This window comes from Pseudomonas sp. JUb42, from assembly GCF_024807945.1.
Lineage (GTDB): Bacteria > Pseudomonadota > Gammaproteobacteria > Pseudomonadales > Pseudomonadaceae > Aquipseudomonas.
The window spans coordinates 74,666-90,551 of record NZ_JANUFD010000019.1 but is presented as its reverse complement, the minus strand read 5'-3'; the positions used below and the strand labels follow the sequence as shown (position 1 = coordinate 90,551).

The following is a 15,886-nucleotide window of genomic DNA, read 5'->3' as shown; positions in this document are numbered from 1 at the left end:
GCGGGGAACATTCAATGATCGACTTTGCCTTTCTCAGCGACACCATGCTCAAGCTTCTGGCGGCGCTGCCCACGACCCTGAGCCTGTTTTTCTTCAGTCTTTCCCTGGGCCTGCTGCTGTCGTTGGGCGTCGTCGCCATGCGCGTCAGCCGCTGGCCGTTTCTCAGCTACCCGGCGCGCTTCTACATCATGCTGTTTCGCGGCACACCGCTGCTGATTCAGATGTTCCTTATTTACTACGGCCTCGGGCAGTTTCCGGCGGTCCGCGCCAGTTTTATGTGGGACGTGCTGCGCTCGCCCTACGGCTGTGCGGTGGTCGCCCTGGCGATGTGCACCGCCGGCTACACCGCTGAAATCATCCGGGGTGGTCTGCAAAGCGTGCCGCAAGGGCAGATCGAGGCGGGGCTGGCCGTGGGCATGAGCCGCTGGACCCTGCTGTGGCGGGTGATCGCCCCCGTAACCCTGCGCCAGACGCTGCCGTCCTATTCCACCGAAGCGGTGCTGATGCTCAAGTCCACGGCCATCGCCAGCCTGGTGACGGTGTGGGATGTCACCGGTATTGCCCAGCAAATCATTCAGCGCACCTACCGGACCATGGAGGTTTTCCTCTGCGCGGCGCTGATATATCTGGTGCTCAACTTCCTCATCGTGCGGGCCATGGCCTGGGTCGAGTATCGACTCTCGCCGCACCTGCGCGAACGCCCCACACAGCGAGCGACCACCGTGTCGGCGCAAACCCCTCCATCCCTTTGATTGCCGCGGAGCCAGTCATGAATCAACACGTCCAGGCCGCGCTGTCGGTCAGCAATATCTGCAAGTCATTCGGATCGGTGCAGGTGCTCAAGGGGATTTCTCTGGATGCCCATAAAGGCGATGTCATCTCGATCCTCGGTGCCAGCGGCTCCGGCAAGAGCACCTTCCTGCGCTGCATCAACCTGCTGGAGTCCCCGGATGAGGGGCGCATCGTGCTCGATGGTGAAGTTATCGAGATGAAGCAGCATGCCAACGGCCGCCTGCTGCCGAGCAATACCCGTCAGGTCGAGGCGATGCGCAGCAAGCTGGGCATGGTCTTTCAGAGCTTCAATCTGTGGTCGCACATGACCGTGCTGCAAAACGTCATCGAAGGTCCGATGCGCGTACTCAAGCGTTCCCGTGCCGAGTGCGTGGAGGAAGCCGAGCAACTGTTGCACAAGGTCGGGCTGTATGACCGCCGTGATTACTACCCGGCGCACCTGTCCGGCGGCCAGCAGCAACGGGTCGCCATTGCCCGGGCCCTGGCCATGAATCCCCAGGTGATGCTGTTCGATGAGCCGACTTCAGCACTCGACCCGGAGTTGGTGGGGGAGGTGTTGAGGGTCATGCGCTCCCTGGCCGAAGAAGGCCGGACCATGCTAGTGGTGACCCACGAAATGGGCTTTGCCCGCCATGTCTCCAACCGCGTGGTGTTCATGGCCCAGGGCGTGATCGACGCACAAGGTACGCCTGATGAGTTGTTCGAGGGCCTGCCCACCGAGCGTTTCCGCCAGTTCGTCGCCAGCCACAACCAGCGCAGTACCGAGTGAGCCGAGCGGCGATTACAGATCTGCCGCTTCCACCACTTCGACCCCGCCGCGCTGCTGCTTGGCGCGGTACAGGGCCTTGTCCACGACCCGTAACAGGCCTTCGAAATCATCGCGTTTGCCGGCACTTTCCAGGTCGGCAAGACCGGCACTGAAGCTGACTTTGAACGGCAGTTCCGGCTCCGGCTGCTGCGTATGCAAGGCCTCGCGCAGGCGGCGCATGAAGGCCTGAGCCTGTTCCAGGTCGGTGCGCGGAAATACCAGCAGAAACTCCTCGCCGCCCCAGCGCACGAATACATCGGACTGACGCTTGAGCCTTTCCACCGTATTGGCAAAGGCTTGCAGGGCCGAGTCACCCAAGGCATGGCCGAACTGATCGTTGATGGATTTGAAGTGATCGAGATCGATCATCGCCACCGCCATGGGATAGCGCTCGCTGCTGGCCTTGGCCCATTCGCGCCGCAGGATCGGCGCCGCACCGCGACGGTTGAGGGCGCCGGTCAGGGCATCGGTAATGCTCAACTGGGTGATCTGCTGGCGCAGTTGCTCTTGCAGGCACAGGGCGAAGCTCAGAGTGAACAGGAACGACACCAGGAAATCGATGCACAGGGCCGGTAGCGAGAACATGTCCGGTTCATCGAACGCCAACGGCGGGAGCGGATTCAGGCTCAGGTTGCTTGCGTTCCAGATGTGGAACAGCACGATCACCCCCTGCCCGAAGATCAGCCCCCAGGCCCCGCGAAAGCGCGTGTGCAACGGCCAGGTGAGCCGCAACTGACGGGCCACGCTCAGCGCCAGCATCAGAAAGAACCAGGGCAACAGCCAACTGCTGTGCAGCAATAGCAGGCAACCGGCAGTTTGCAGTAACGGCAGCGCCAGCAACTCGCGCAACTGCTGTACGCGCCCGATCGGCCCTTGCCAGAGCGTGGCCAGGGCGCGGGTGTGGGCTGTCATCGCCAGTTGCAGCAACAAGCCGTTGAGCAGGAAGGTCAGGGTAGGGGACAACACCCACAGCGCCGAAAAACGCTCGTCCAGTACGCCCGCCTGCAATAGCGGCACCCCGCGATACGCTGCCAGAAACAGATCACCCGCCACCCACCAGTGCAGTGGCGCGTTGCTTTTACTGATCCCGGCATAGGACAGGCACAGCATGACCAGGGTCATCAGGCCGAACGGGATCAGCACCAGCAGCAGGGTGATCGGGTCGTTCAGCAACATCAGAAGGCTACCAGGAGCAAAGATAAAAGCATGGTGGGATCAGGGTTACAGTCGTCAACGAGCCTGCATTATGGCAGAGCCTCGCTTTCCCGGCAGCGGCAGGTTCGGTTGTGAGTTTCAATATGTGCTTTATCGAATATATGAATTATCGTATATTCGATTTTTCGTATGTTTTGATCTTGGCCACAGAGGCAGCCATGACCCTACCGCTGACCCCCACTGACGTCTTCAAAAGCCTGGCGGACGAAACCCGTGCCCGCATTACCTTGCTGATCGTTCGCGAGGGCGAGCTCTGCGTCTGCGAGCTGACCGGCGCGCTGGCGCAAAGCCAACCCAAGATATCCCGGCATCTGGCGCTTCTGCGCGCGTCCGGTTTGCTCATGGATCGGCGCAAAGGCCAGTGGATTTATTACCGTCTGCACCCCGAATTGCCAGCGTGGGTCATCGACCTGCTGCGAAGCATCGCTGCCGCCAATCAAGACTGGCTGGAGGCTGACGCCCGCAGGCTCAGCGAGATGAATGCCAGCTCGCCCAATCAGACCATTTGCAACTGATCCGGCACCCTGGTTTCTCTGAATATTTAATTGTGAGCCGTCTATGAAAGTTCTGTTCATGTGCACCCACAACAGTTGCCGCAGCATCCTGTCCGAGGCGCTATTCAATCACCTGGCACCCGCAGGATTCGAGGCGGTGAGTTCTGGCAGTTTCCCCAGCGGTCGGGTCAATCCGCGAGCCTTGCAAACCCTGGAGGCCGCAGGTATCGACACGGATGGGCTGGGCAGCAAGGCCTCTGATGCCTTTGCCGACTCTGCGCCTGACGTCGTGATTACTGTCTGTGACCGGGCTGCGGGTGAGGCCTGCCCAATCTTCTTTGGTCCCTCCGTCAAGGCACACTGGGGGTTGGCGGATCCGTCCGAGGTCAGCGGCAGCGAAGCCGAGATCGAGGCTGCCTTCCAGATCACTCTGGGCAAGATCCGCAAGCGAGCCAACGCCTTCCTTGCATTGCCGTTCTCCCGTTTGAGCCGTGAACAGCTGCAAGCCGAACTGGCCCGCATCGGCAGTCTGTAAATCGAACCGAGGAAGCTTCATGAACGAAAACCTGCCTAACGTCGCCGCCGAACTGCTCAATCTGCCGACCCTGGCCGACCTGCAACCACGCCAGCCCCTCGAGCACAAACCACGCATCCTGCTGCTATATGGATCAACCCGTGAGCACTCGTTCAGTCGTCTGGTGACCGAGGAGGCCGCACGCCTGCTGGAGCAATTGGGTGCGCAGACGCGCATCTTCGATCCCAGTGGCTTGCCGCTTCCCGACGACGCTCCTGATACCCATCCCAAGGTCGTCGAGTTACGCGAGTTGATGCAGTGGTCCGAAGGGCAGGTCTGGTGCTCGCCGGAGCGTCATGGTGCTATGAGTGCCGTGTTCAAGGCGCAGATCGACTGGGTTCCCCTGGCCATGGGCGCGGTACGCCCCACGCAAGGCAAAACCCTGGCGGTGATGCAGGTCTGCGGTGGGTCCCAGTCGTTCAATGTGGTCAACCAGTTGCGGGTACTGGGTCGCTGGATGCGGATGTTCACCATCCCCAATCAATCTTCGGTAGCCAAGGCGTTCACCGAGTTTGATGACGCCGGGCGGATGAAACCGTCCTCCTACTATGATCGCCTGGTCGATGTCATGGAGGAGCTGATGAAATTCACACTGCTGCTGCGCGACCGCAAGGACCATCTGGTGGATCGCTATTCCGAGCGCAAGGAGTCGGCCGAAGAACTTTCGAAACGGGTCAATCAGCGTTCGATCTGACTATTCGGGTGGCAATAGCGAGACGTCAAGCCTGATGCCCCCGACAACCGACGTAATGCCCGGCGAAAACCGCATCGAGCGCTTACAATTGTGCCTTTTTACTTAAAAGCACACAGGCTGTTGAAGACATGGCGCTCGACCCACCCACGATGTTGACCCTCACCATCGCCCTTGCGGCAGCTGCTGCCCTGTATCTGGCGGTGGAGTGGCGCAGCATTCGCGAGCCTTCGCTGCTGTTCTGGAGCGCAGGTTTTGCCACTATAACTGTGGGTTCGACCCTGGCCTTGCTGCGCAGCAGCGGAATTCTGCTGATCGGTATCTGGTTTGCCAACGGGCTGTTGGTGACCGCCCACTGGTTGTTCCTGTTGGGGGTTGCGCGCTTTACTCAGGTGCGCCTGTCCCGGGTCTGGAACCTGATCTTCGTCGTATGGCTGGCGCTTTTGTTACTGCCCGGTGAGCAGCCCTGGTCCAAGGTCATGCTGCTGGTCAACTCATTGCTGGTGGCTTCCTTGACCCTGCGCGCCAGCGTGCTGCTGCGTCCCCATGGCACGTCGTGGGGCGTGGGGGCGGTGCAGCTGCGTTATGTGCTGCTGGTCCACGGGCTGTTCTATATCGCCAAGGCGATCACCGCCGTGGTGCCGGGCACGTTGATTGATCTGGCCGCCTTCCGTGGCGAGATCATTCAGATATCTCTGGTGGAGGGGGCGATGGCGGTCATGCTGATCGCCCTGTCCATGACCGGCACCGAGCGTCATCGCCGCGAACAGCTCATCTCGCGCCTGGCCGAACGTGATCCGCTGACCGCGCTGTATAACCGCCGCGCCCTGGAAGTCCGCGCCCCGGCCTTGCTGGCAGACGTGTCGAAAGCGCGCCCCGGAGCCTTGCTGCTGATCGATATCGACCACTTCAAGCAGGTCAATGACCTGTATGGCCATGGCGCGGGCGATCGCCTGCTGGTCACCCTGAGCGAGATCATTCGCGGGCTGCTGCCACAGGGTTCGCTGGCGGGGCGGTTGGGCGGCGATGAGTTCGTTATCTTGCTCAGCGATGCTTCGAACCCTATCGTCACGCATCTGGGTAAGGCACTGCGAGAGCAATTCAACCAGGCCGCCGTTCAGGCCTTCACCACGCCTCAGGCCGTGACCCTGAGCATCGGCGCCGACCTGTTCGACCAGCCACCGGCCAGCCTCGCAGCCCTGATCGAGCGTAGCGATGCCACGCTGTACCAGTCCAAGCGTGATGGACGCGACGTTATTCGGGTGGAGGATCGGACCCAGACATGCTGATCAATTGAATTGCGGAGCTTTTCCGTGGGAACGGCTTTAGCCGGGAAGGCATTGGTACGAGCGATACATCTCTATCGTCTGCCGTATCGTCTTCCCGGCTAAAGCCGGTCCCACAGTCACCTTTCACTTTTAGCCAGCCCACCCCCTGGCGTAAGGTGACCGTCGATTTTCCACTCGAGGAAACAGGTCATGAAAAGCTTCGACGCAAAGGTTGTGCTGGTCACCGGTGGTTCCAAAGGCATTGGCCTGGCCTGTGCCCGGCAATTTGCTGCAGAAGGCGCGCGGGTGGTGATCAGTTCGCGCTCCCAGGCCAATATCGATGAAGCGCTGGCGCAACTGCCCGGTGCGTTCGGTTTTGCCGCTGATCTGTGTGACGAGGCGTCGGCGGCGGCCCTTGTGCAGCGGGTCGAGCGGGAAGTCGGGCCGATCGATGTGTTGGTCAGCTCGGCAGGCGCGGCCAAGCGTTCGGCGCCGGAAGACCTTACGCCGGCGTTCTGGCGTGCCGCCATGGATGCCAAGTTCTTTTCCACCATCAACGTCGCCGACCCGGTGGTCAAGTTGATGGCCGGGCGCGGGCAGGGGGTGATCGTCAATATCATCGGCGCCGGTGGCAAAGTGGCCAAGCCCACGCACCTGGCGGGCGGTTCGGCTAATGCGGCGCTGATGCTGGCCACGGCGGGAATGGGTAACGCCTATGCCGCTTCCGGCGTGCGGGTGGTGGGGATCAATCCGGGGCTGACCGAAACCGGTCGGGTCGCCGAAGGTATGGTCGCCGAGGCGCGACATGCCGGTGGCACGGTGGAAGAAGCGATCCAGCGTAGCGTGCAGAAGATCCCCATGGGGCGCATGGCCAAGCCCGAAGAGATCGCCGATGTGGTGCTGTTTCTGGCGTCGGCCAAGGCCAGTTATATCACCGGCACCATCATCACCATGGACGGGGCGGAGCATGCGTTGGTATAGGGCTGTCATCTAGCAGCCCTGTAGGACCGGCTAAAGCCGGTCCTGCGGTCATGGGTATTTGTCGCGGATTACTCTGCCGTACGCAGCTTGCTGTTCGCACCAGGCGCCTCACTGACCTGGCCCATATCGTCACTCAGCTCGACCCCGGTAGCGTTTGGCAGGCACATCGCGGCAATGAATGCGATGAGGTAGGAGCTGACGGCGAAGATACCCATGGCCACGGGCAGGCTCATCTGGGTTGAGGCGAAGCCCACGGCTGCCGGCATGATCGAGCCAAAACCACGACCGAAGCTGGTGCAGAAACCGGCACCGTTGGCGCGGATGCGCGTCGGATAGAGCTCCGAGAACGCCAGGGGCAGGCCCGAGGCCAGGCCACCCTGGAAGGCGCCGAGCAACAGACCCAGGGCGAGGACGATGGTCATGTTGATCGGGGCGAACATGTACACCGAGACCACCACCGTCTGGCAGACCAGAAACAGCATGAAGGCCTTGCCGCGGCTGATGTAGTCACTGATCAGACCGTAGACGAACGGGCCGATCAGCGAACCGATGATGTTCACCGCCAGATAGCCCGAGGTAGACGCCACCGGCAGGTTGAGGACCATGCGCATATAGGTCGGCAACCAGGTAATCATGATGTAGGCGGCGCCGAAGATACCGCTGGCCAGCACGGTGCTGATCAGGGTGATGCGCCGATGCTCGGGACCGAAAATCACCCGCAAGTCGATTTTCTTCGACTGTTTGCTTACCTGTTGGAAGGCGGCGGACTCCGGTACCAGGCGGCGGATAAACCAGATCAGCAGGGCTGGCAGCAGGCCGATGGCAAAGAATGCGCGCCAGGCGATGTCTTCTGGCAGGAAGGCGAACACCACCGGCATGACGGTCAGGGAAATCGCGTAGCCCACCGCATAACCGCTCTGCACCGACGCCGCGACGCGACCGCGCAAGGCGGGCTTGATGGCTTCACTGATCAGTACCGCGCCGACGACCGCCTCACCGCCATAGCCGATGCCTTGCAGGAAGCGCACGGGCAGGAAGGTCCAGAAACCGCTGCAGAATCCGGCCATGCAGGTGAAGGTCGCCACCCACAGGACCGTGGCCTGCATGACTTTGATACGGCCGTAACGGTCGGCCAACATGCCGGCACCCCAACCGCCGATGGCGCTGCCGATCAACGATACGGAGCCCAGCAGACCCGCGTCGGATTTGCTCAGGGCGAGCACGGTCATCAGCACCGGCATCATCAGGGCATAGATGGTGGAGTCCATCGAGTCGAGGGTGAAACCACCGAAGCAGGCCCAATAGGTGCGCTTCTCCTGTTTGTTCAAGTCCGAATACCAACCCAGTCGCATGATGCTTTCCTTTATTTTTATAGGAGGAAGTCGGCAGGCTAATTCGGAATCGGAAATCCGGCTGCTGCGAAATACTGATGGAGCCTGCGATTATATTTATGGTCTGGGCTGACCAATGATTACGGGCTTGTTTTGCCTTGTTGAGAAAAACTGGATAAACAAAAACGATACCTGAAGGGGGAGGCCGGGGCTTTAGACGTCCCTTGGTAATTCGTTAATGACCTGGCGAATGGCGTTCATGGCGGCCTCGGCCACGGCTGAGTGCAGGCAGGCGTTGCGGTAGATCAGGCCGATGGGGCGGGTGGTCTGTTGCAGTTGCACGTCGAGCCTGCACAGCTCGCCGGAAGCGATTTCCTGCTCCAGTTGATGCATGGACACTGCGGCCAGCATGTCCGAGCGCATCAACAGGCCGCGAATGATCGCCATATCGCCGCTTTCCACCACCGGCCAGGGCGCCTGCATGCCGGACTCGGCAAAGCAGGCGTCGAGCAGGCGGCGGGCAGGGGAGCCCGCCCGGGGCAAGACCCAGCGCGCAGTGGCCAGTTCAGGGGACGCGACAGGGGCTGAGCACAGGGGATGGTCGTGTCGGGCGAGAACCACCATTTCTTCGGTGAGCAGCGCCTCGCCCAACAGATCGCTGGCGTAGTCGGCGGAGCGCAGGGCGCCGAAGATAAAGTCGACGTCACCGACGCGCAACTCGGTGGCGAGCAGGTCAAAGGGGCTCTCGTTGGTGATCACACGAATACCCGGATGGGCTGCGGTCAGCCGCACAATGGCCTCGGGCAGGATGCGCGTCCTGCCCAATGGCAGCGCGCCGATATGCACTACGCCCTGCAATGAGCCGCGCATGGCGACGATATCCGGGCCGATATGGCGCAGCTCGTTGAGGGCCCGACGGATGGGAAACAGGATGTCCTGGCTGACCCGGGTCGGCTCCAGGCCCTTGGGCGTACGTTCGAACAGCGAGTGGCCGCAACCGCCTTCGAGGACTTTCAGTGCCGAGCTGATGGCCGGCTGGCTGAGTCCGAAGTAACGGGCCACCGTCTGCATATGCCGGGTTTCGCAGAGCTTGACGAAGATTTGCAGACGCCGGGCCTGGAACAGGTAAAGCGGCTCGATGCTGCTGTCGGCCTGATCGAGCAGGCGCGGAATGGACTCCAGCTCGGCCATGACCCCCAGCGCCCGTGGCAGGATTTTTTCGCCGTATTCGGTCAGGCGCATGCCGTTCACATGACGCTCGAACAACGGCACATCCAGTTGCGCTTCCAGTTCGGAAATCGCCCGCGTCACCACCGACTGGGCCCGGTATAGCGCTTCGGAAGCCTTGGACACACTGCCCAGTTGCGCCACCCGGACGAAGGCCCGGACCTGCATGAGATTGACCAGCTCATCACTAAACACGGCGTTTCAACTCTCCCCAGGGCCCACAGCGGCGGGACTATGCTCGGCGCATCCGGCAATAGCCATAAGGAAAAAGCATACCAGACAAGGCGCAATGCATTATTCGGCGGCGACCTGCGGTGCGATGCTTTTCAAAAAGCACGAGGTTCACCCGCAATGATCGACGCACAAAAAACCGCGCTGGTAGTCAGTGCTCATTCCGCTGATTTTGTCTGGCGTGCCGGCGGCTCCATTGCCCTGCATGTGCAGCAGGGCTATGCCGTGCATATCGTCTGCCTGTCCTTTGGCGAGCGCGGCGAGTCGGCCAAGCTGTGGCGCAAGGGCGAAATGACCGAGGACAAGGTCAAGGCTGCCCGGCGTAGCGAAGCCCTGGCCGCTGCAGAAATCCTCGGCGCCAGCATCGAGTTCTTCGATATCGGTGACTATCCGATGCGTGCGGACACCGAAACCCTGTTGCGCCTGGCAGACGTCTTCCGCCGCGTGCAGCCGGAATTCGTGCTCAGCCATTCGCTGAAAGACCCCTACAACTACGATCATCCCCTGGCCATGAACCTCACCCAGGAGGCGCGCATCATCGCCCAGGCGGAAGGCTATCGGCCCGGCGAGAAAATCATCGGCGCGCCGCCGGTCTATAGCTTCGAACCGCATCAGCCGGAACAATGCGAATGGCGTCCGGACGTGTTGCTTGATATCACCGAAGTCTGGGACAAGAAATACGCGGCCATCCAGTGCATGGCCGGGCAAGAGCACCTGTGGGAGTACTACACCCGGGTCGCCCAGCAACGCGGCGTGCAGGCCAAGCGCAACGTCGGCATCGCTTCGACGCGCAATATCATTTATGCCGAGGGCTATCAAAGCATCTTCCCTCGCGTCACGGAGAATCTGGGATGAGTCAGCTGCTTGGTAAAACCGGCGTCGTGGTGCGCACTATTCCCCGTGCCGATGCGGGCCTGATCGATGAGCTGGCGCGCTTTGGCGTCGCCACCGTGCATGAGGCCCAGGGGCGCAAGGGCTTGCTGGGCACCGCCCTCAGGCCCATCCAGCAGGGTGTCAGCCTCAGTGGCACGGCGGTCACGGTGTCGGTGGCGCCGGGGGACAACTGGATGTTCCATGTCGCGGTGGAACAATGCCGCAGCGGCGATATTCTCGTCGTCGCGCCGACTTCGCCGTGCACCGATGGCTACTTCGGCGACCTGCTGGCGACTTCTCTGCAGGCTCGCGGCGTGCGCGCCCTGGTCATCGACGCGGGTGTGCGCGACACCCACACCCTGCGGGAAATGGGCTTTGCCGTGTGGTCCAGCGCGGTCAATGCCCAAGGCACGGTAAAGGAAGTACTGGGTTCAGTGAACCTGCCGATCGTCTGTGCCGGGCAACTGATCGAGCCCGGCGATATCATCGTCGCCGACGACGACGGCGTAGTGGTGGTGCGTCATGGTGAACTCGCCGATGTACTTGCCAAGACCCGCAAACGCGCGGATCTTGAAGAGCACAAGCGCCTACGCCTGGCCAACGGTGAGCTGGGCCTGGACATCTATGACATGCGCGGCCGCCTGGCAGAAAAGGGGCTGCAATACTTCGACACGGTGGAAGAGATCGACCGCAACTGATGAGTCAGACCCGCATACCCTGCCTGCTGATGCGCGGCGGGACGTCTAAAGGCGCCTATTTCCTGGCGGGCGATCTGCCTGAACAGGGGGCGTTGCGTGACCGGGTATTACTGGCGGTCATGGGCTCGCCGGACCCGCGGCAGATCGATGGCATCGGTGGCGGCGACTCCCTTACCAGCAAGGTGGCGATCATCGGCAAGTCCGCCCGGACAGATGCCGATGTCGACTACCTGTTCGCCCAGGTGCTGGTGGATCAGCCCCGAGTGGATTACGGGCAGAACTGCGGCAATATCCTCGCCGGTGTCGGGCCGTTTGCCATTGAGCGCGGCCTGGTGAAGGCGGGTCCCGAAGTCACCCAGGTGCGGATCTTCATGGAAAACACCGGGCAGATTGCCGTGGCCCATGTGTCGACGCCGGGTGGGGAAGTCAGCTATAGCGGCAACACATGCATCGACGGTGTGCCGGGGCAGGGCGCGGCACTGGTCATCGAGTTCGAGGACCTTGCCGGTTCCAGTTGCGGCGCCTTGCTGCCCACCGGCAATGCCTGCGATGTCATCGACGACGTTGCCGTGACCTGCATCGACAACGGCATGCCGGTGGTGCTGATCCGGGCTGCCGATCTGGCCCGTAGCGGCTATGAAGACCCTCAGTTGCTGGACGCCGATGCCGAGCTCAAGGCGCGTCTGGAGTCCATTCGCCTCCAGGCCGGGCCGTTGATGAAGCTGGGTGACGTCAGCCAGCGCAATGTGCCGAAGATGTGCCTGATCGCCGAGCCCCGTGCAGGCGGCGCGATCAGTACCCGGACCTTCATTCCCCATCGCTGCCATGCGGCCATTGGCGTCTTTGGCGCGGTCAGCGTGGCGGCGGCCTGCCTGATCGAAGGTTCGGTGGCGCAACCCCTGGCCCATGTCCACAAGGCCGCGACCCAGCAGTTGCAGGTGGAGCACCCTACGGGGGAATTCACTGTGCAGATGCAGTTGCACGACGGCCAGGTCGCCGGTGGCGGCCTGGTACGTACTGCGCGCTTGCTGTTTGATGGCTGGGTGCGGATACCGGCGGCGGTGTGGTCTGGCAGCGCTTGACGGTAGTGGCATGAAGGAAAAAGCGATTGTCCCTTTTAGATCTCATACTGTCTGCTAAAGATCTTATCCTTGCCGACTAATCCCACTAGGATTACCCGGTGCAAAACAGTTGATCAAAAACAGCGCGATGACCAGACCCGGACGCTGGCAGCGGAGTATCGCCTGTTATAAATCCCTGACGATTTTGCATGAACACGTCTCGCCCAATAAAAATAAAAGAGAGTTCTTATGCGCTATCACGCCCTTCTTAAAAGCAGGACCGTTTCGACGTCTTTCAAATTTCTGGCCCTGAGTGGCTCGCTGACTTCCCTGCCTTGTTTAGCCGAAGGCTTTATCGAAAACAGCCACGTCAATGCTAACTTCAGGAACTACTATATCAATCGCAACTTCACTGAAAGCCGTTATCCCCAGGGCAAGGCCGAGGAGTGGACCCAGAGTGTGATCATGGATGCACGCTCCGGTTATACCTCGGGCGTGGTGGGGGTCGGTGTGGATGCGCTGGGCCTGTATTCGCAGAAGCTTGACGGCGGCAAAGGCACCGCTAATACCCAGTTGCTACCAGTGCACGATGACGGCCGGCCCGCCGATGACTTTGGCCGGCTGGCGGTGTCGGCGAAAATGCGCTTTGCCAAGACCCAGGCGCGTATTGGCGAGTGGGTGGTCACATTGCCGGTGATTCGCTCCGACGACGGCCGTTCGTTGCCGCAGACCTTTCGCGGCGCGCAAATAACCTCGAAGGATCTGGAGAACTTTACCTTTTATGGCGGCCAGTTTCGCGGTAATAGCCCGCGCAACGATGCCAGTATGGAAAAGATGTCGATGTTCAATAGACCGGATGTGACGTCCGATCGATTCAACTTCTCCGGCGTCGAGTATTCATTCAATAACAATCAGAGCCAAGTAGGTGCGTGGTACGCCCAACTGGAAGATATCTATCGTCAACGCTACTTCAACTTTACCCACAGTCAGACTGTAGGCAGCTGGGTATTAGGTGCCAATCTGGGTTATTTCAGCGGTAGCGACGATGGCAAGAAACTGGCCGGTGAACTGGATAACAAGACCTGGTCGGCGTTGCTCTCGGCGCGTTATCTGGCCAGCACTTTTTATCTCGGCTTGCAGAAAGTCGACGGTGATAACTGGATGCGCCTCAACGGCACCAGCGGCGCGACGCTGGCCAACGACAGCTTCAGCAACAGCTATGACTTTGCCCAGGAACGTTCCTGGCAGGTGCGCCATGACTTCGATTTTGTTGGCCTCGGCGTGCCGGGTCTGACCCTCATGAACCGCTATATTCGCGGCGACAACGTGCACTCCGGCGGGTCCACCGATGGCCAGGAGTGGGGCCGGGAGTCCGAGCTGACCTACGTGATCCAGAGCGGTTCGTTGAAGAACCTGTCGCTGCGTTGGCGCAACTCGGTGATCAAGCGCGACTTCAGCCTGTCCGACTTCAACGAAAACCGCCTGATCGTCAGTTACCCGCTGTCGATTCTCTAGGCTCGTCAGCCCTGGCGATAGTCCTTGGTGGTCTTGCCGGTCCAGCGCTTGAAGGCGCGACGAAAATTGGTCGGTTCCGAGAAGCCCAGCAGCAGGGCGATATCGTCGGTGCTCATGATTGTGGTCTTGAGGTATTCGATGGCCAGGGAGCAGCGCACGTCATCGGTAATGGCCACAAACGAAGTGTCTTCCTCCAGCAGCTTGCGGCGCAGGCTGCGGGTGGTCATGTGCAGCCTCTCGGCGGCCATTTCCATGCTCGGGAACTCGCCGGGGGTCTGCATCATCATCTGATAGATCTCCCCGGCGATGCCCGAAGACACCTTGGCCTGGCCGATCAGGCGGTCGCAGGTTTCCTGCAGGACGGTGGCTGTCAGGCGGTGGGCCAGGTGGGGCTTCTGATCGAGGATCGAACTGTCGTAGTGCAGCTCGCACTGGTCGTGGTCGAAGATGCACGGGCAGCCCAGGTATTGCGCGTAGATATCGGCATGGGCCGGAGCCGGGTAGGAAAAACAGGCTTTGGTCGGCGGGCAGCTTCTGCCGAACACGTCCTGCAAGTGCGTGACGTGCTGGGTGAATTGCTGCTCGATCCAGAACTGTTTGATTTCCCGGGACGGGCTCGGCGTAGAGGCATCGGGGAAGGTCCATACCGCTTCGTCGGCGTATTCGTGCCATTCGATGGTCAGGGTCGGCGTTGCCAGGGAGTGATATTTCACCCCCAGGCGAAAGTAATCGCGCAACGACAGGCACGACATCAATGCATAGCCATACATGCCATAGGCGGAGAGGTGCAGGCGCGCGCCGGTCTTGAACGGCGTGGCCGGGTCCGTGGAAAGGCTCACCGCGTTACCGCACACCGCCGCATATTGCCGCACCGAAGTCAGCGCCGTGGCGTCATGGATCTTGTCTTCATCCACGCCGCTGCCGCGCAAAGCATCGACTGCCATGATGCCCTGTTCGCCGAGGACTTCCACCAGCGCGGCAATCTTGTAGGGGGCGTAGATGCGTTCGTTGAACAGGGGCATTTTCGGGGGCATCGGCTGACTCCTGTCAGTGTCCCTTTGGGATTCATTGATGTCCGTTAATGATCTTACCGATGGGCGATAAATTCAATAAGCTTGATTACACAGCCGCAGCGACGAAGCCGGTCGACTGCCCATTCCAACAATAACAATACAGGTCACCTGCATGAGTCAGCCGAACCGCAAAGTCATTATTTCCTGCGCGATCACCGGTGCGACGCATACGCCGTCGATGTCCGAATACCTGCCCCTGACCCCCGCACAGATCGAAGAACAGTCCATCGAGGCTGCACAAGCCGGTGCTGCGGTACTGCACCTGCATGCTCGTGATCCCCGGGACGGTCGGCCGACTCCGGACCCCGAGGTATTCAGCCAGTTTGTCCCGGCCATTGCCCGGGCCACCGACGCCATTATCAATATCACCACCGGTGGCAGCACGCGCATGACCCTGGCCCAGCGCCTGGCCTATCCGCTGATCGCCAAACCGGAGCTTTGCTCGCTGAACATGGGCTCGATGAATTTCTCCATTCACCCCATCGCCGGGAAGATTTCTTCCTGGAATCATGAATGGGAGAGGGAGCACATCGAAGGCATGGAGGATGTGGTGTTCAAGAACACCTTCAAGGACATCAAGGCCATCATGCTCGAGCTGGGCGAGCACGGTACTCGCTTCGAGTTCGAGTGCTACGACGTCGGCCATCTGTATAACCTGGCGTATTTCGTCGAGCAGGGGTTCGTCAAGCCGCCGCTGTTTATCCAGTCCTGCTTCGGCATTCTCGGTGGCCTGGGCGCCGACCCGGAAAATCTGACGATCATGCGCGCCACGGCGGATCGGCTGTTTGGTCGCCAGAATTACGAATTTTCCATCCTCGGTGCGGGGCGCCATCAAATGGCGTTCGTGACCTTGGGTGCGATCATGGGCGGCAATGTCCGCGTGGGCCTGGAAGACAGCATCTACCTGGCCAAGGGCGTCAAGGCCAGGACCAACGCCGAGCAAGTGCGCAAGATCCGCCACATCCTCGAAGAGCTGTCCTATGACATCGCCACGCCCGCCGAGGCCCGGCAGATGCTCGGGCTCAAGGGCAAGCACAATGTCCACTTGTAAGCC

Annotated in this window: 16 protein-coding genes; 12 read left to right on the top strand and 4 right to left on the bottom strand. The window is 60.9% G+C overall.

The window, feature by feature from the left end; all coding sequences use genetic code 11:
- The first annotated feature begins 14 nt into the window (after positions 1-14).
- Positions 15-752: an ABC transporter permease gene (locus M2401_RS30065; RefSeq protein WP_259109509.1), complete on the top strand. Its 738-nt coding sequence runs from the start codon at positions 15-17 to the stop codon at positions 750-752.
- Between the two features lie 17 nt (positions 753-769).
- Positions 770-1,561, top strand: a complete 792-nt coding sequence (locus tag M2401_RS30060; protein ID WP_259109507.1) for an ABC transporter ATP-binding protein — start codon at positions 770-772, stop codon at positions 1,559-1,561.
- 12 nt (positions 1,562-1,573) lie between these two features.
- Here the strand turns inward: M2401_RS30060 and M2401_RS30055 are convergent, their stop codons facing one another.
- Entirely contained in the window at positions 1,574-2,776 is a 1,203-nt protein-coding gene (locus M2401_RS30055) for a diguanylate cyclase (RefSeq protein WP_259109505.1), read from the bottom strand.
- 197 nt (positions 2,777-2,973) lie between these two features.
- On the opposite strand from M2401_RS30055, the gene M2401_RS30050 reads away from it, so the two are divergent.
- From M2401_RS30050 to M2401_RS30030, 5 genes are all read left to right on the top strand, one after another.
- A complete protein-coding gene (locus M2401_RS30050) occupies positions 2,974-3,330 on the top strand; it encodes a metalloregulator ArsR/SmtB family transcription factor (protein WP_259109503.1) in 357 nt (118 codons plus the stop codon).
- 43 nt (positions 3,331-3,373) lie between these two features.
- Positions 3,374-3,844, top strand: coding sequence for an arsenate reductase ArsC (locus M2401_RS30045; protein ID WP_259109501.1), 471 nt, complete (start codon positions 3,374-3,376; stop codon positions 3,842-3,844).
- A 19-nt stretch (positions 3,845-3,863) separates the two neighbouring features.
- A complete protein-coding gene (gene arsH, locus M2401_RS30040) occupies positions 3,864-4,577 on the top strand; it encodes an arsenical resistance protein ArsH (RefSeq protein ID WP_259109499.1) in 714 nt (237 codons plus the stop codon).
- A gap of 128 nt (positions 4,578-4,705) precedes the next feature.
- Positions 4,706-5,863 carry a GGDEF domain-containing protein gene (locus M2401_RS30035; protein ID WP_259109497.1) on the top strand — a complete coding sequence of 386 codons (1,158 nt, stop codon included), beginning with the start codon at positions 4,706-4,708 and terminating at the stop codon, positions 5,861-5,863.
- A gap of 189 nt (positions 5,864-6,052) precedes the next feature.
- Positions 6,053-6,823 (top strand): SDR family oxidoreductase, encoded by a 771-nt coding sequence (locus M2401_RS30030; RefSeq protein WP_259109496.1) that lies wholly within the window; start codon positions 6,053-6,055, stop codon positions 6,821-6,823.
- Positions 6,824-6,891: 68 nt separating this feature from the next.
- On the opposite strand, the gene M2401_RS30025 is transcribed toward M2401_RS30030, so the two are convergent.
- A complete protein-coding gene (locus M2401_RS30025; protein WP_259109494.1) occupies positions 6,892-8,175 on the bottom strand; it encodes an MFS transporter in 1,284 nt (427 codons plus the stop codon).
- Positions 8,176-8,367: 192 nt separating this feature from the next.
- Entirely contained in the window at positions 8,368-9,549 is a 1,182-nt protein-coding gene (locus M2401_RS30020) for a LysR family transcriptional regulator (RefSeq protein ID WP_409034011.1), read from the bottom strand.
- 183 nt (positions 9,550-9,732) lie between these two features.
- Between M2401_RS30020 and galB the strand changes: the two genes are divergently transcribed.
- The 4 genes from galB (at position 9,733) to M2401_RS30000 (ending at position 13,759) form a co-directional block, all read left to right on the top strand.
- A complete protein-coding gene (galB, locus tag M2401_RS30015) occupies positions 9,733-10,467 on the top strand; it encodes a 4-oxalmesaconate hydratase (protein WP_259109490.1) in 735 nt (244 codons plus the stop codon).
- Positions 10,464-11,183, top strand: a complete 720-nt coding sequence (locus tag M2401_RS30010) for a 4-carboxy-4-hydroxy-2-oxoadipate aldolase/oxaloacetate decarboxylase (RefSeq protein ID WP_259109488.1) — start codon at positions 10,464-10,466, stop codon at positions 11,181-11,183. The genes galB and M2401_RS30010 overlap by 4 nt, the downstream gene beginning before the upstream one ends.
- A complete protein-coding gene (locus tag M2401_RS30005) occupies positions 11,183-12,265 on the top strand; it encodes a 4-oxalomesaconate tautomerase (protein WP_259109486.1) in 1,083 nt (360 codons plus the stop codon). The genes M2401_RS30010 and M2401_RS30005 overlap by 1 nt, the downstream gene beginning before the upstream one ends.
- A 228-nt stretch (positions 12,266-12,493) precedes the next feature.
- Positions 12,494-13,759 carry an OprD family porin gene (locus M2401_RS30000; RefSeq protein WP_259109484.1) on the top strand — a complete coding sequence of 422 codons (1,266 nt, stop codon included), beginning with the start codon at positions 12,494-12,496 and terminating at the stop codon, positions 13,757-13,759.
- Positions 13,760-13,764: 5 nt separating this feature from the next.
- Here the strand turns inward: M2401_RS30000 and M2401_RS29995 are convergent, their stop codons facing one another.
- Complete coding sequence (locus M2401_RS29995) at positions 13,765-14,793, bottom strand: AraC family transcriptional regulator (protein WP_259109482.1); 1,029 nt, start codon at positions 14,791-14,793, stop codon at positions 13,765-13,767.
- A 151-nt stretch (positions 14,794-14,944) separates the two neighbouring features.
- Here M2401_RS29995 and M2401_RS29990 point away from each other — a divergent pair, with 151 nt between their 5' ends.
- Positions 14,945-15,883, top strand: coding sequence for a 3-keto-5-aminohexanoate cleavage protein (locus M2401_RS29990; protein ID WP_259109480.1), 939 nt, complete (start codon positions 14,945-14,947; stop codon positions 15,881-15,883).
- Positions 15,884-15,886: the final 3 nt, after the last annotated feature.

Excerpts from the sequence above, each read along its gene's own strand:
- M2401_RS30065 (WP_259109509.1), top strand. The coding sequence starts at position 15 with ATGATCGACTTTGCCTTTCTCAGCGACACCATGCTCAAGCTTCTGGCG.
- M2401_RS30060 (WP_259109507.1), top strand. The coding sequence starts at position 770 with ATGAATCAACACGTCCAGGCCGCGCTGTCGGTCAGCAATATCTGCAAG.
- M2401_RS30055 (WP_259109505.1), bottom strand. The coding sequence starts at position 2,776 with ATGTTGCTGAACGACCCGATCACCCTGCTGCTGGTGCTGATCCCGTTC.
- M2401_RS30050 (WP_259109503.1), top strand. The coding sequence starts at position 2,974 with ATGACCCTACCGCTGACCCCCACTGACGTCTTCAAAAGCCTGGCGGAC.
- M2401_RS30045 (WP_259109501.1), top strand. The coding sequence starts at position 3,374 with ATGAAAGTTCTGTTCATGTGCACCCACAACAGTTGCCGCAGCATCCTG.
- arsH (WP_259109499.1), top strand. The coding sequence starts at position 3,864 with ATGAACGAAAACCTGCCTAACGTCGCCGCCGAACTGCTCAATCTGCCG.
- M2401_RS30035 (WP_259109497.1), top strand. The coding sequence starts at position 4,706 with ATGGCGCTCGACCCACCCACGATGTTGACCCTCACCATCGCCCTTGCG.
- M2401_RS30030 (WP_259109496.1), top strand. The coding sequence starts at position 6,053 with ATGAAAAGCTTCGACGCAAAGGTTGTGCTGGTCACCGGTGGTTCCAAA.
- M2401_RS30025 (WP_259109494.1), bottom strand. The coding sequence starts at position 8,175 with ATGCGACTGGGTTGGTATTCGGACTTGAACAAACAGGAGAAGCGCACC.
- M2401_RS30020 (WP_409034011.1), bottom strand. The coding sequence starts at position 9,549 with ATGCAGGTCCGGGCCTTCGTCCGGGTGGCGCAACTGGGCAGTGTGTCC.
- galB (WP_259109490.1), top strand. The coding sequence starts at position 9,733 with ATGATCGACGCACAAAAAACCGCGCTGGTAGTCAGTGCTCATTCCGCT.
- M2401_RS30010 (WP_259109488.1), top strand. The coding sequence starts at position 10,464 with ATGAGTCAGCTGCTTGGTAAAACCGGCGTCGTGGTGCGCACTATTCCC.
- M2401_RS30005 (WP_259109486.1), top strand. The coding sequence starts at position 11,183 with ATGAGTCAGACCCGCATACCCTGCCTGCTGATGCGCGGCGGGACGTCT.
- M2401_RS30000 (WP_259109484.1), top strand. The coding sequence starts at position 12,494 with ATGCGCTATCACGCCCTTCTTAAAAGCAGGACCGTTTCGACGTCTTTC.
- M2401_RS29995 (WP_259109482.1), bottom strand. The coding sequence starts at position 14,793 with ATGCCCCCGAAAATGCCCCTGTTCAACGAACGCATCTACGCCCCCTAC.
- M2401_RS29990 (WP_259109480.1), top strand. The coding sequence starts at position 14,945 with ATGAGTCAGCCGAACCGCAAAGTCATTATTTCCTGCGCGATCACCGGT.